Consider the following 13,998-nt stretch of genomic DNA (forward strand, 5'->3'; position numbering starts at 1 on the left):
TTCAGGGGAGACCTCGCATGATCCTGACAAGTTGGGCGATCAACGTCCAACGGCAGCCAATGTTTTCCATGGAGTTTCCTGACAATGACCCCCAGGAACACGGCGTGATGGATCGGCGAAAATCGTTGCCCCACCTGGGATTTCGCGGTTCGCTCGCCGTGAAGAACTGTTACCGGGCCCAGGCCTGCGGTGGGTCTTGCCGCAGAATGATTCGGCGATCGGCAAGCACGATCGTCAGCCCACGCTTGCAACACCATTCGCTCTGGCCCTCAAAGCCATCGGACGTCGCAGGTCAGGGGGGCATCCCTTACCCACCGGATATCGGTCTCCATAACGGCGACCGCTTGTTTCGAGGCAGAACTGCATGAGCATCGTCTCCAACTCGATCATCAACGCGGACGCCGAAGCCCGCTATCTCAGCCCTGGCGAACTCGACCAGATCAAGTCTTTCGTAGCCGGCGGGCAGCGCCGTCTGCGGGTGGCTCAGGTCTTGAGCGAGAGCCGCGAGCGCATTGTGAAGCAGGCCGGCGGCGCCCTCTTTCAAAAGCGTCCCGACATCATCTCCCCGGGCGGCAACGCCTACGGAGAAGAGATGACAGCCACCTGTCTTCGGGACATCGACTACTACCTCCGTCTCGTGACCTACGGAATGGTCGCGGGAGACGTGACGCCCATCGAAGAGATCGGCATCATCGGTGCCCGCGAGATGTACAAGGCACTGGGCACACCGCTTGAGGCCATGGCCGAAGCCGTGCGGGAGCTCAAGAACGCCTCTCTCGGAATTCTCACGGGAGCCGATGCCGAAGAAGCTGGCTTCTACTTCGACTACGTCATCGGCGCCCTTTCCTGAGCGTTCGCCACACCCCCTGCCCACCGCCTCTTCCCCGGACACATGCAAGACGCGATCACCAACGTCATCAATCAGTCCGACGTTCAGGGCCTTTACCTGGACGATTCCTCCATCGGACGCCTTGAGCAGTATTTCGCCAGTGGCGAACTGCGTGTGAGGGCTGCTGCCACCATCAGCGCCAACGCCTCAGCGATCATCAAAGAAGCTGTGGCCAAGACGCTGCTGTATTCGGACATCACCCGTCCGGGCGGCAACATGTACACCACTCGGAGGTACGCCGCTTGCATCCGCGATCTCGACTACTACCTCCGTTACGCCACCTACGCCATGCTGGCTGGTGACACCTCCATCCTTGATGAGCGTGTCCTCAACGGCCTGAAGGAGACTTACAACTCTCTGGGTGTGCCCATCGGTGCCACGGTGCAGTCGATCCAGGCGATGAAGGAAACGGCAGCTTCTCTGGTCGGCGCTGATGCCGGTCGCGAGCTCGGCACCTACCTCGACTACATCAGTTCCGGCCTGGGCAACTGATCACCTCCCAAGGAACTCAGCGAGGGCTTCTTCATGCGTCTGTTCAAAATCACGGCCTGCATTCCATGCCCAGAAAAGGTGCGGAGTCAGAGGGAGTTGCAAAACACTTTCTTCACCAAGTGGGTGCCGTATGAAAGCTGGTTTGCTGAACAACAGCGAATCATGAAGCAGGGAGGCAAGATCCTCAAAGTCGAACTGGCTACCGGCCGTCGTCAGGTCAACGTCGGCAACTAAGCCTGAGTTTTGCTTCATCTGTAGTGGTCTTCACTGATCATTACCGTCACGTCCCGGCCCAGCCGGGCTTTTTTTTGTCCCTGCTGCACTGAAAAAGTCGCAGCGACACGGCTGAATAGGGAATGGTTTTCCCTTTCCACCCGTGCCAGGTTCTCTGACACCTCGCGCTAGGTCTGGCGCCCATGCGGCGGGATCCAAGGAGGGGACCCAGCGAACCGCTGGTTTCACCTGGGAACAGTGGCCTGCCGAAGCCCGTCTGCTGCTCGGCATGGTGGCGATCTGGAGCCTGGCGGGCCTGGTGATCCTGTCGTCTGCCAGTTGGTGGGTGGCGGAGCGTGAGATGGGCGACCCGGCCTTCTACCTCAAACGCCAGGCACTGTGGATGCTGGCGAGCTGGGTTCTGCTCTGGTTGTCGATTCGCACCCAGCTGAGACGCTGGTTGAGGCTGGCTGCCCCGGCCGTACTGATCGGTGGTGTGTTGATTTTCGCCACGCTGGTGGCGGGCAGCACCGTCAATGGGGCTAGTCGATGGTTGGTGTTGGGTCCCGTTCAGATCCAGCCATCTGAACTGATCAAACCGTTCATCGTGCTGCAGGGGGCCTCACTCTTCGCTCACTGGAGCCGCATCGGCAACGACCAGAAGATGTTCTGGCTGGGCATTTTCAGCGTGATTCTGTTCCTGATCCTTCGGCAGCCCAACCTCAGCACCGCGGCGCTCACTGGGTTGTTGCTCTGGCTGATGGCCTTGGCGGCGGGGCTCCCGTTGCTGGGATTGCTGGCCACCGCAGCAGCCGGCGGCATCACGGGTGTAGCGAGCATCCTGATCAACGAGTACCAGCGAGTCCGCGTGGTGTCGTTCCTGGACCCCTGGCGGGATGCTCAAGGCGATGGCTATCAATTGGTGCAGAGCCTGCTGGCCATCGGCTCTGGCGGTGTTCTCGGCGAAGGATTCGGTCTCTCCACCCAGAAGCTCCAATACCTTCCGATCCAGTCCACCGATTTCATCTTCGCCGTCTTTGCTGAGGAATTCGGCTATGTGGGGTCGGTGGTGATGCTGCTGTTCCTGTTGCTGTTCGGCTTCGTGGGGCTGAGGGTGGCCCTGGGCTGCCGCAGCAACCAGCAGCGCCTCGTGGCGATTGGTGCCACCACCTTGCTGGTCGGTCAATCCATCCTCAACATCGCCGTGGCCAGTGGCTCGATGCCCACCACCGGCCTGCCGTTGCCAATGATCAGCTACGGCGGCAACTCACTGCTGGCCAGCTTGTTGACAGCCGGATTGTTGATCCGCTGTTCCCTGGAATCAGCCGGCTTGGACCAACCCACTGGCCGGCGGCGACGCCAGGGGACGGACCGGTCTGCTGGCGACCTGGCCCACCATGCCCCGATAGGCTGACCATCCTTATCAGTGCCAGGCCAACCCCATGGCCTTGCCAGCAAGCGGATGGATGCGGTGGGGTTCCAAGTCGCAGATCTGGCCCGCTGGGCGGAGGATCTGATCATCGGTTCGCTCAACACACCAGGCCCTTCCACCCTGGTTCTGATCTTCGCCGCTGGTTTGCTCACAAGCCTGGGGCCCTGCTCCCTTTCGTTGCTGCCGGTCACGGTCGCCTACATGGCGGGGTTTTCAAGCAAAACCTCCAAGCCATGGCTGCTGAGTGCCTGCTTTGCCGGGGGGATCGTGCTCTCCCTCGTGATGCTGGGTCTCGCTAGTGCCGTTCTGGGGCGTCTCTATGGGCAGGTGCCAGGCTTCATCCCCACCGTGGTGGCTGTGCTCGCGGTGGTGATGGGGCTCAACCTGCTGGGCCTGCTGCGCCTTCCCCTGCCGGCTGGTCCTGACCCGGAACGTTGGCGCGGGCGCGTCCCGGCGCCGCTTGGCCCGGTGGCGGCCGGTGCGGCCTTTGGTCTGGCGGCCAGCCCCTGCACCACCCCTGTGTTGGCGGTGTTGCTGGGCTGGATGGCCCAGCAGGGCCGTCCGTTGGTGGGGATGGTGCTGCTCACCTGTTTTGGTGCCGGCCAGGTGCTCCCGTTGGTGCTGGCCGGCAGTGCCGCCGCCTCAATGCAGCGCCTGCTGGCGCTGCGCGCGCTCAGCCGTTGGGTGCCTCCGATCAGCGGCGTGGTGTTGATCACCAGCGGTGGACTGGCATTGTTGGCGCAGCTCTCGTGACTCCTTCTCCCGTTCAAACCCGCACACCGACCTGGCGGCGACTGCTCGCGTGGCTCTCCGACCTTCGCCTCGCCATCGGGCTGCTGCTGGTGATCGCCGCCACCAGCGCCATCGGCACGCTGATTCCCCAGCGTGAGGCCAGTGAGGCCTATCACCAGCTCTACGACCGCAAGCCCTGGTTGGGCGTGGTCACCGGCGACTGGATCCTGAAGCTGCAGCTCGACCACGTCTACGCCAGCAGCTGGTTCCTCGCTCTCCTGGCCTTGCTGGGCCTCTCGCTTGTGCTGTGCAGTTGGCGGAGACAATGGCCCGCCCTGCAGGCAGCGCTGCGCTGGGTTGACTATCACTCCCCGCGGCAGCTCAGCAAGCTCAGCCTGGCGGAAACCATCCCCAGCGCAGACCCGGACACCGACCTGCAGAACCTGCAACACCTGTTGCACACCAAGGGCTGGCAGTTGCAGGCGGCCAACGGTCGCCTGGCCGCCCGCAAAGGGGTGCTGGGCCGTGTGGGGCCCCTTCTGGTGCACGCCGGCTTGGTGGTGCTGATGGTGGGTTCGGCCTGGGGCGCACTGGCGGGCCAGCGGCTGGAGCGCTATCTGGCGCCTGGCCGCGAGCTCGAGCTGCTCAACTCCAGAGGGGATAACCAGCTGACCGTGGCACTCGAGCATTTCGAGATTGATCGTGATTCGGTCGGCCGCCCGGAGCAGTTCCGCTCCCAGCTCAAGCTGCTGGATTCCACCGGGGCGCCTGTGGAAGAAACCGAGATCAGCGTCAACCACCCGCTGCGCTTTCGGGGCATGACCGTCTATCAGGCCGACTGGTCACTGGCGGCGATCACGATTCAGCTGGGTCGCAGCCCCCTGCTGCAATTTCCGCTGCGCGCACTGCCCGAACTGGGCGAGCAGGTCTGGGGCCTGGCCGTCCCGACCCGCCCGGATGGCAGCGAACCGGTCCTGCTCACCCTCAGCAGCGAGCAGGGCCCCGTGGAGGTTTACGCAGCTAACGCTCAACCCATCGGCCGGCTGAGCCCCGGCGGCGCTCCGATCGACATCAACGGGTTATCCCTGCGCGTGGCCGAGGTGATGCCTGCAAGCGGCCTGTTGCTCAAGAAAGATCCAGGTGTTCCACTGGTCTACGGCGGTTTTGCGATTGCCCTCGCCGGCGGCGCGCTGAGCCTGATCGCCACACGCCAGCTTTGGGGCATCTCCGACCCGGCACACGATCAGCTGCACGTGGGTGGCCTCTGCAACCGCAATCTCACGGCGCTGGCCGGGGAGCTGCCTGCCTTGCTCCTGGAGATTCGTCAGCTGCGCCCTTCCACCGGCGAAGCCAAGGAGCAGGGGCAACCGCAAACGGTCTGAAACTCAGGGCCGGGGGACGCCCAGGAGCTGGCCCTCAGGGCCGGCTCCGGATGAGAGCAGCGCTTCCAGCCGCCGGGTCAGCAGGGCAGCCGAACGCCGTGGCTGACCCGGATCACAGTGTGGACATTGCCTCGGGGATTGAAATCGGCTTCCAGCTGCATCCAGAGCGGATCGCTGGCAGCCACGAAGTCGTCAAGGATGCGGTTGGCCACTTCCTCATGGGAAATGCTGCGGTCACGCCAGCTGTTGACGTAGAGCTTGAGCGCCTTGAGCTCCAGCACCTTGGCGCCCGGCTGGTACAGCAGGCGCAGCACAGCGAAGTCGGGGTACCCGGAAAAGGGGCACTTGCAGGTGAACTCGGGCAGCTCGATCGCCACTTCATAGGCGCGACCGGGCCGGGGATTGTCAAAACCGATCAACTGGGACTCGGCGATCACCCGCTCGCCGTAATGCGGAGTGGTGGTGGCCGGTGGGGTGGGCAGGGTCACGGCAGCAGGGCTGGGGAAAGGCCTGTCCCGGCTTTGCTTTAGGCAGCGCGGGCCCACCGGTAGGGGAGCACAGGGCCTGCAGGCATGGGGGAGCGGGTTGTGGGGGAATGCTACAAAGACAGACCGTTCGCAACGATTTGCGAAGATGAAAGGAAAATGTTCGTCACGAACAGCGCGAACTTGCTAGAAAGGTATCGAAGGACAAACCGTTGACCAGGTGAGGGGCGATCCGCTCTCCACCCCTGTCGGAAGTAGCCCCACCGCGAGGCGAAGCAACGCTCCTTCCCACGAAGCGGCACCAGCCAGCGGGCTGGTGATCCCCACCCTCTTCGAGGCCATCCATCATGACCAAGACCCAACTCGTCTACCGCGGCGTCGCCTACGACGGCACCCAACACGCTGAACTCCCGGCCCAGCCCGTTGAGCACGTCTATAGAGGCGTTCACTACCGCGAGGCCCTGCGTCACGAGCCCACCCAGCCCGACGAAGCACTTGAGCTTCACTACCGCGGCCATGCCTATCACCACAGGCGCGCCGAAGCCGCCCGCCAGGTGAACGCCGGCTGAACGCTGACACGGGGATCTCCCCGTAGCAACTGCTACACCGGAGCCCTGCAGGCTCGGGCCTAATGGCCTGAGTTGCAGGGTCTTTTCATGGATCTCGCTCTTACGTCCACCAGCGATGGGGGCTTCAGGCTGGGCCCTCAATCGGCCATCGGTATGTTGTGGTTGCAAACCCACTTCGAAATCGAGCACTGGTCGCTGTTGGCCGCTGGTCAAATCCAAGTGGACGGATCCTCTGCGGATCTTCTCTGCGAGGATGCCAGGGCCGCTGGGTTGCTTGTCTGTCGCACCCCTATCCTGCCTGTCTCGATCCAATCTTCAAACTAACCTTTTCGTTCTGAAATCTCAGGAGAATTCATGAAAAAAGTTGAGGCCATCATCCGTCCCTTCAAACTCGAGGATGTCAAAGTTGCGTTGGTGAATGCGGGCATCGTTGGCATGACCGTGAGTGAGGTCAGGGGTTTTGGCCGTCAGAAGGGCCAGGTGGAGCGCTACCGCGGCTCCGAGTTCACAGTGGAGTTCCTCCAGAAGCTGAAGCTGGAAGTGGTGGTTGAAGACGAAAATGTGGACACAGTGGTGACCGCCATTCAGGACGCCGCACGCACCGGAGAGATTGGCGATGGCAAGATCTTCATTAGCACCATTGGCACCGTGATCCGGATTCGCACCGGCGATCGCGACAGCACGGCAATCTGAAGCATCGCTTCAGCTGTTGGATTCAGCTGACCTGAAGCTCACCTTCAGGTCAGCACCGATGAAGGGCAAGCACTGAGTTCAGTGCAATGTCGATTTCACGATCCTCTCAATAGCCGCAGCCTCAAGTGTTCCACCTGCCGGTGCGACTTCCCTCTGCTGGCCAATCGCATCATCTGAGGGAGCATTCATCTGAGAACTCTCACCATCGCGCGTAAGCCAGTCGTCTGATGTCCGCTCAGCGTCGGGTGATTGCTCATCAACGGATGACTGTTCACCGCCATGCGGCGCTTCAGCAGCGTTTGGCGACTCTGCCGTTGAAACAAGCTGAGCCTCCCTTCCACTCGCAGCCGAATTTACACCCGCAGCCAGCTTTGCACTCTCAGCGAGCTCTGCAATCTCGGCGGCCCTTGCACGCTCAGCGGGCACTGCATTCCCAGCCTTGATCCTTGGCTCTCCGTGTTCTGAGCGCTCTAGGTGCTGTGGGTGACCACACTCTTCTGAGGGCACGCCCGTTTGTGAGCACTCGGCAGTTCCCATCAGCCCAGTGTTCCTGAGGGGTTCGTCCCCTGCAGCGCTGCTCCCGAGGGATTGAGGGCGAAGCCAGAGCAGGTATTCGTGATTGCCGGCGGGCCCCGTGAGCGGCGAGGCCACCAGCCCCGCTGCCCTCCACCCACAGGGGAGCGCCGCCGCAATCACCGCTGAAATTGCATCCACGTGGGCGCGGGGATCGCGCACCACCCCACCTTTGCCGACCCGCTCGCGCCCCACTTCGAACTGGGGTTTCACCAGCACCACCGCTTCAGCCGCATCGCTGCGCAGCAAGCCGCGCAGTGCGGGCAACACCCGCGCCAACGCAATAAAGGAAAGATCCGCCACACCCAGGTCGGGCCAGGGGTCCTCCGGTCGATAGAGGTCGGCGGGATCGAGGTGCCTCAGGTTTGTGCGCTCCCGCAGCACCACGCGTTCATCGCTGCGCAGCGACCAGGCGGTCTGTCCGTAGCCCACATCGATGCCGTAGACCCTGGCGGCACCGTTCTGCAGCAAGCAATCGGTGAAGCCACCTGTGGAGATGCCTGCATCGAGGCAGATGCGGCCACGCAATGCCAGCGGGAAAGCCTGGAGCGCCGCGGCCAGCTTCTCGCCGCCGCGGGACACAAAGCGGGGCGGGGCTTCGAGCTCAGGCACCAGCTCCTTGTCGACTTCCTGCCCCGGCTTGTCGAGCACGTGGCCCTGCAGCCGCACCCGGCCGGCGCGGATCAGCTGCTGGGCCTGATGGCGGCTGGTCACCAGACCCAGCTCGACCAGCAGCAGATCAAGGCGTTGTTTTCTGCCCATGACGCCTTGGCTCTGGGTACATCCGACTGCGATCCCCGGCGGATCTGAGGCCATCCAACCATGCCGGGACCAGCTGGCCAGCGCCCGCAAGAGTGGTGAAGCGCCACCGGACGCTGCGGCACGGAGGCCAGAGGACTGCCCCATAGATTGGCCGGGTGTGCCTGCGCCGTGGAGCCTTGATCGAGCGTTACACCCTGCCCGAAATGGGCGCTCTGTGGAGCGAAGAGGCCAAGTTCCAGGGATGGCTGGATGTGGAGCTGGCCGCCTGCGAAGCCAACTGCACCCTCGGCCGGGTGCCCGCTGAGGCCATGGCCGAAATCCGTGCCAAGGCCCGCTTTGAGGTGCCGCGCATCCTGGAGATCGAGGCAGAGGTGCGTCACGACGTGATCGCCTTTCTCACCAACGTGAATGAGCACGTGGGGCCTGCGGGGCGCTACATCCACGTGGGCATGACCAGCTCGGACGTGCTTGATACCGGGCTCGCCCTGCAGATGAAGCGCTCGGTACGCGTGCTGCTGCAAGAGATGGAGGCCTTGGTGGAAGCGCTGCGGCAGCTTGCGTGCGCCCATAAGGACACCGTGATGATCGGGCGCTCCCATGCCATCCACGGCGAACCGATCACCTTCGGCTTCAAGGTGGCGGGTTGGCTGGCCGAAAGCCTGCGCAACCGCCAGCGCCTGCAGCAGCTGGAGACCACGGTGTCCGTGGGCCAGGTGAGCGGGGCGATGGGCACCTATGCCAACACTGATCCCCAGGTGGAGGCTCTGGCCTGCGCCAGCCTGGGGCTGGAGCCGGATACGGCCAGCACGCAGGTGATCAGCCGGGATCGCCATGCGGAGTATGTGCAGACCCTGGCACTGGTGGGGGCTTCCCTGGAGCGTTTCAGCACCGAGATCAGGAATCTGCAGCGCACTGATGTGCTTGAGGTGGAAGAGAACTTCGCCAAGGGGCAGAAAGGCAGTTCAGCGATGCCCCATAAGCGCAACCCGATTCGCAGCGAACGCATCAGCGGGCTGGCCCGCGTGCTGAGGAGCTACACGGTGGCGGCGTTGGAAAACGTGGCGCTTTGGCATGAACGTGACATCAGTCATAGCTCTGTGGAGCGAATGATGCTGCCGGATTGTTCCTGCACCCTGCATTTCATGTTGCGTGAAATGACGGAGGTAGTCAAAGGGCTGGGTGTCTATCCCGACAACATGACCCGCAATCTTCACATCTATGGAGGCGTTGTGTTCAGCCAACGGGTGCTGCTGGCACTGGTGGAACATGGGCTCAGCCGTGAGCAGGCCTATCAGCTGGTGCAGCGCCACGCCCACAGCGCCTGGAACACCGAGGGCGGGAATTTTCGCGCCAACCTGCTGGCCGACCCCGAGGTGACAGGCGTGTTGAGCACTGCCGAACTGGACATGTGCTTCTCCACCGATCTGCACCGCGCCCAGCTCGGGGTGATCTGGGCCCGACTAGGCCTGGACGACTGAGGCGTGCGCCCGTTCTTGCAAGCGGGGGCAGACACGCTGAATTTCTCACGGAAACCCAAAAGGAGACGCCCGGACGTCGTTTTCGTTGGATTGGCGTCGTAGTATTGCTCCCCTGACGACCAGTCAACCACTATGTGTCAACGCTTTATCTTAATGACTTCGCTATTGCTGGTTTCCGCCAGGAATTTTGTTGACCGCGGGGATGAATTCAGCAACTGATCGGGCGACCAGTCGCCCGGGATTGAGGTGGAGACCACAGTCGCTCATGTTCATGACCTCATGCCAGCGCCTGAGTTGCGCCAAGCTAAGCAAGATGCTGCCGATACCGGCGATGGTAAGCAAGGTATTGAAAATCGTCCTGATTTGAGGGCAAGTTCATCCCCTTCCGAGCTCTCCTGAGACTAAGCAGGTGGCGAGGCCTGCCATTGCTGTGGATGGACCATTGGATGATCCAGGTTGGCTGCGCCAAGTCGTAGGCGCCTGCCTGTAACCGTCTCACTTCCTGCTAAAGGGTGAACATCCTTTTCGTGCAATCAAGTGGTCTTTCGGCTTTGGGAGGATCTACGTGCGGTTGCTCAAAACCAGCTGCCAGTTGAGCGCGTTGGCCGCCTTGATCAATCTGCGTTTGGTGCGTCCCAGGTTTCTGGGCAGGTCATTCTCGGTCAAATAGTGTGTCCAACAGTGCTGATAATGGCAAGAAAAAAGGAGCATTTGTTCGAAGAGGCTGGCATCACTACAGTCAACTCTTGGCCTGCAACGTGAAGGGCCGACGCGAGCATTTTTGGGTTACAAGCATTGCTTGCAGACTTGATTGCCTGGATTTTTCTTGGCCGGTGCCTTGATTGCCACTCTCAAAGCCGCGCGTGTCAGTCAGTATTTGCCTGCTGTGCCAGAACGAGCCCCAGAGCGATCCAGAGCAGCACAAGCACCAGGCAGAGGGAGGTCCAGGCCGGCAGTCCCCAGCCCACCACCACCAGCGGGGCCACCACGGTGATCACGCCGCCGGCCAGCAGGGGCTGCAGCAGCAACTGCTTGATCGAAAAGGCCGTCACCGCTTCGCTGCGATCGTCCGGGTCGGCCATGCGCAGCAGCAACAGGCCGCTGGCGGCCACGCCGGTGGCCTGGCCGAATTCCAGAATCGCTCGCTCGAACCAGTCGGCCGGCAGGATCCGCGGGGCCAGCAGCAGCACCACCGCCAGGTTCCAGAGCAGGCCCGCCAGCGCCAGCACCGTCAGCGGCAGCCAGTCGGCGGCCAGCAGCCGCAGGTCGAGGCAGGCCGTGGCCGCTGTGATCAGCAGATCCGCCGCCAGCGTGCCGGTCTGGCTCTGGATCGGTGTGGACACCCAGCGCTCCTGGCCGCTTTTCTCCAAAGCCAGCCGCACCAGCAGCGACCCCACCAGCGCCAGCGGGAACACCGGCAGGGCGTCGATCACCATGGCGAACACCCCACCGCTGCGATCGGCGCCCCAGCGCAGTGCTGCCAGCAGACCGCAGCCGATCGCCACGGCGATGCCCGCCAGGGCCATGTTCACCGCCCAGTCGGCCCCTTGCCGCCACCAGGCCGGGAGTTCCAGTGTGCCTTCCTCAAGGGGCTGGTCGGCAGGGATCGCCTCCAGCGGTGGGGTCTGCTCCACCACGATCTCCATCGCCTCCTGCAACGGGATCGCGGCGCCGAAGCTGAGCCAGCCCCGTGCCCGCGCCAGCACCACCACCAGCCCGCCCACCACGGTGGAGGCCAGCAGCCCCACGGTGGCCATTGCCAGCCCCAGGGCCTGGCCGCCCTCCAGCCCCAGGCGCTCGTAGGTGGGGCCCATCGCCGCCGCCGAGCCATGCCCACCCTCGTAGGCCACCTCGATCAGCAGCGCCATCACCGGACTCGTGCCCAGCAGGGGCTGCAGCACCAGCAGCACCGCCAGCCCGCCCACCAGGAACTGGCCGAAGGCGAGCGTGAGGGCCATCAGCACCTGCCCGGAAAGCGGCCGCCACAGCCCACCCAGCTTTGGCAGCGGCTTGCCCAGCAGCAGGCTGGCGAACACCAGCGTGAGCAGTGGCAGCGGCAACGCGTTCCAGAGGTCGATCACCGGCTGTGGCACCAGCGGCAGCAGCCCTGCCGGGGCCACCAGCAGCCCGAGGCCGCCGGCCAGCAGCGCCTCCGGCAGACCCCAGCGCTTCATCCCGAGCCGGTTGCCGATCAGGCGCCCCAGCAGCAGCAGCACCACCAGCACCACCAACGCCAGCAACGGCCAGTGCCAGCCCCGCAGCAGCGATTCCACAGCGTTCGGAAGCCTCACAGGCCGAACTGCCGGCGAAAGAAGGCCTCGGTGGCCTCCAGCACCTCGATGCGCACCTCCGGGCGGCGAAAGCCATGGCCTTCACCGGCGAACCGACGCACCTCCACCGCCAGGCCGTTGGCCGCGAGGGCCGCAGCCATGGCGTCGGTCTGCTCGGGTGGCACCACCTCGTCGTCGAGGCCCTGGAAAAAGATCACCGGGCAGCGCATCCGGCCGGCATGGTGCAACGGCGAGCGCTGCGCATAGAGCGCCTGCGCCGCCGGCCACGGGCCCACCAGGCCCTCGAGATAGCCGGCTTCGAAGCGATGGGTGCTGCGCACCAGCGCCGCCAGATCGGCCACGCCGTAGCGGCAGGCCCCGGCGCGGAACACGTCGGTGAAGCAGAGCGCCGCCAGGGTGGTGAATCCGCCGGCGCTGCCGCCCTCGATCGCGAGACGCTCCGGGCTCGCCGCACCCGCCGCCACCAGCGCGGTGGCCGCCGCGGCGCAGTCGCTCACGTCCACCACACCCCATTGGCCGGCGAGACGATCGCGGTAGGCCCTGCCGAAGCCCGTGGACCCGCCGTAGTTCACGTCCACCACGCCCCAGCCGCGGCTGGTCCAGAACTGAACCGCCAGATTCAGCCCCGTGCCGGCCATGGCGGTGGGCCCGCTGTGACTCTTCACAAGCAAGGGGGCCAGCGGGTGGGCGCCGCCGATCGGCGGGTAGTACCAGGCGTGGGTGGGCAGGCCGCCGTGCCCCTTGAACCAGAGCGCCTGCGGGGTGCTGATCGCTTCCGCCGTCAGGGGTGTTGTCCTCGCCGGCGCTCCTGCTGATCCGGCCCCACCCGCCGGGGTGTGGCTCCAGCTGCCGTGGTGAAGATCGATCTCCAGCAGGCCCTGTGGGGTGACGGCATCGGCGGCCACGGCCACCACCCGGCCGCCGCCGGCACTGAGGCCATCGAGTGCGTCAAAGGGCTGGGCGAGCGGCTGCCAGCGCCCCTCGGCGGCGCCTGGCTCCGGCAGAGCGATGGTGCCGAGTTCCCAGCGGCCGGCCCGGCAGACCGCCGCCACCAGTTGCTGGCCATCCCAGCCCGTGGTGCGCCGCCCGTACACCCAGGCCGGGAGACCGAATTCCGCCTCCATCGGCAACAGCGGCTGCCAGTGCAAGGCAGTGGTGGGGGGTGGGGAGGCCACTGTTAGGGGCAGCGGCCCGGCCGCCACCGAGGGCTCCACCGCCGTCAGGCGCTCCAGGTTCCACCAGCCGCTGCGGTCCGTGGCCACCACCAGGTCGCCAGTCGGCAGCCAGAGCGGTTGCACCACCGACACATCGGCGGCGGTGGGCCCGGTGGCGGCGCCCCCGGCCAGCGGCCTGCAGTCGTGCAACACCCCGCGGGCGTCAAAGCGGCCCAGCCACAGCTGACTGCGGTCCCAGGGCATGAACGGCTGCTGCCATTCCACCCAGGCCAGGTGGCTGCCATGGGGGCTGAGCACGGCGCTGCCGCAGAAGTCGGTGGGCTGGTGCAGGAGCACGGGCTCTCCGCCCGCGAGCGGCACGGCCACCAGCTGATCGACGCCATCGCACTCCATGACGCCGATCCAGCGCCGGCGCGGGCCGTCGATCAGGCCGTCGGCGAAAGCCCGGGCCGCTGGTGCGGTGAGCCGCCTCGGCTCCGGCAAGGGCGGCTGCGGCAGGGACGGCTCCGGCATCACGGGGGCCTCCGCCGGCAACTCCAGCGCCCACAGGCAGCGGTCGCCGTCATTGACGAACACCACGGTGGTGCCGCCGGCCACGCTTCCCACCGCCACCACGCCGCCGCCATAGGTGTGCACCCGGCTGCGCAGGTTCCAGGGGGCGGGGGTGAGCTCCTGGCTGGGGCCACCGGGCCGCTGGCGCCACAGCAGGGTGACGCGGCCCTGCTCCAGGGGCCGTTGCTCCAGCCAGAACAGCTCCTGTCCGTGCAGCAGCGGCTCCTTCACCGTGGGTGCCGCCTCCACCGCCACCCGGGCCGGCAACGCTGCGGGCTCG

Annotated in this window: 12 protein-coding genes and 1 pseudogene; 9 read left to right on the top strand and 4 right to left on the bottom strand. The window is 64.8% G+C overall.

Annotated features, from left to right (window positions below; translation table 11 throughout):
• Positions 1–364: 364 nt before the first annotated feature.
• The 6 genes from KBZ19_RS12220 to KBZ19_RS12245 all read left to right on the top strand — a co-directional run bounded on the left by KBZ19_RS12220 (position 365) and on the right by KBZ19_RS12245 (position 5,140).
• Positions 365–850, top strand: coding sequence for an allophycocyanin (locus tag KBZ19_RS12220; RefSeq protein WP_094512735.1), 486 nt, complete (start codon positions 365–367; stop codon positions 848–850).
• A 42-nt stretch (positions 851–892) separates the two neighbouring features.
• Complete coding sequence (apcB, locus tag KBZ19_RS12225) at positions 893–1,381, top strand: allophycocyanin subunit beta (protein WP_094512736.1); 489 nt, start codon at positions 893–895, stop codon at positions 1,379–1,381.
• 33 nt (positions 1,382–1,414) lie between these two features.
• Complete coding sequence (locus tag KBZ19_RS12230) at positions 1,415–1,615, top strand: phycobilisome linker polypeptide (protein ID WP_094512737.1); 201 nt, start codon at positions 1,415–1,417, stop codon at positions 1,613–1,615.
• A gap of 154 nt (positions 1,616–1,769) precedes the next feature.
• Entirely contained in the window at positions 1,770–3,008 is a 1,239-nt protein-coding gene (locus tag KBZ19_RS12235; protein WP_369803022.1) for an FtsW/RodA/SpoVE family cell cycle protein, read from the top strand.
• A gap of 48 nt (positions 3,009–3,056) precedes the next feature.
• Positions 3,057–3,779 carry a cytochrome c biogenesis CcdA family protein gene (locus KBZ19_RS12240; protein ID WP_255101157.1) on the top strand — a complete coding sequence of 241 codons (723 nt, stop codon included), beginning with the start codon at positions 3,057–3,059 and terminating at the stop codon, positions 3,777–3,779.
• Positions 3,776–5,140: a cytochrome c biogenesis protein ResB gene (locus KBZ19_RS12245; protein WP_094512740.1), complete on the top strand. Its 1,365-nt coding sequence runs from the start codon at positions 3,776–3,778 to the stop codon at positions 5,138–5,140. Before KBZ19_RS12240 ends, KBZ19_RS12245 begins: the two co-directional genes overlap by 4 nt.
• Positions 5,141–5,217: 77 nt before the next feature.
• Here the strand turns inward: KBZ19_RS12245 and queF are convergent, their stop codons facing one another.
• On the bottom strand, positions 5,218–5,622 hold the full coding sequence (queF, locus tag KBZ19_RS12250; RefSeq protein WP_255101158.1) for a preQ(1) synthase: 405 nt from the start codon (positions 5,620–5,622) through the stop codon (positions 5,218–5,220).
• A gap of 350 nt (positions 5,623–5,972) precedes the next feature.
• Between queF and KBZ19_RS12255 the strand changes: the two genes are divergently transcribed.
• Together KBZ19_RS12255 and KBZ19_RS12260 are read left to right on the top strand one after the other, a co-directional pair.
• Positions 5,973–6,194 (top strand): DUF4278 domain-containing protein, encoded by a 222-nt coding sequence (locus KBZ19_RS12255; protein WP_094512741.1) that lies wholly within the window; start codon positions 5,973–5,975, stop codon positions 6,192–6,194.
• A gap of 354 nt (positions 6,195–6,548) precedes the next feature.
• Positions 6,549–6,887, top strand: coding sequence for a P-II family nitrogen regulator (locus tag KBZ19_RS12260; RefSeq protein WP_094512742.1), 339 nt, complete (start codon positions 6,549–6,551; stop codon positions 6,885–6,887).
• A gap of 590 nt (positions 6,888–7,477) precedes the next feature.
• Here KBZ19_RS12260 and KBZ19_RS12265 read toward each other — a convergent pair.
• Positions 7,478–8,222, bottom strand: a pseudogene (locus KBZ19_RS12265) (TlyA family RNA methyltransferase); the annotation flags it as partial.
• Between the two features lie 176 nt (positions 8,223–8,398).
• Between KBZ19_RS12265 and purB the strand changes: the two are divergent.
• Positions 8,399–9,700 carry an adenylosuccinate lyase gene (gene purB / locus KBZ19_RS12270; protein WP_255101112.1) on the top strand — a complete coding sequence of 434 codons (1,302 nt, stop codon included), beginning with the start codon at positions 8,399–8,401 and terminating at the stop codon, positions 9,698–9,700.
• A gap of 866 nt (positions 9,701–10,566) precedes the next feature.
• Here purB and KBZ19_RS12275 read toward each other — a convergent pair.
• On the bottom strand, positions 10,567–11,991 hold the full coding sequence (locus KBZ19_RS12275) for a sodium/glutamate symporter (protein ID WP_255101113.1): 1,425 nt from the start codon (positions 11,989–11,991) through the stop codon (positions 10,567–10,569).
• Positions 11,988–13,985 (bottom strand): prolyl oligopeptidase family serine peptidase, encoded by a 1,998-nt coding sequence (locus KBZ19_RS12280; RefSeq protein ID WP_255101114.1) that lies wholly within the window; start codon positions 13,983–13,985, stop codon positions 11,988–11,990. The genes KBZ19_RS12275 and KBZ19_RS12280 overlap by 4 nt, the downstream gene beginning before the upstream one ends.
• Positions 13,986–13,998 lie beyond the last annotated feature (13 nt).

The sequence above is a fragment of the Synechococcus sp. L2F genome (genome assembly GCF_024345695.1).
Lineage (GTDB): Bacteria > Cyanobacteriota > Cyanobacteriia > PCC-6307 > Cyanobiaceae > MW101C3.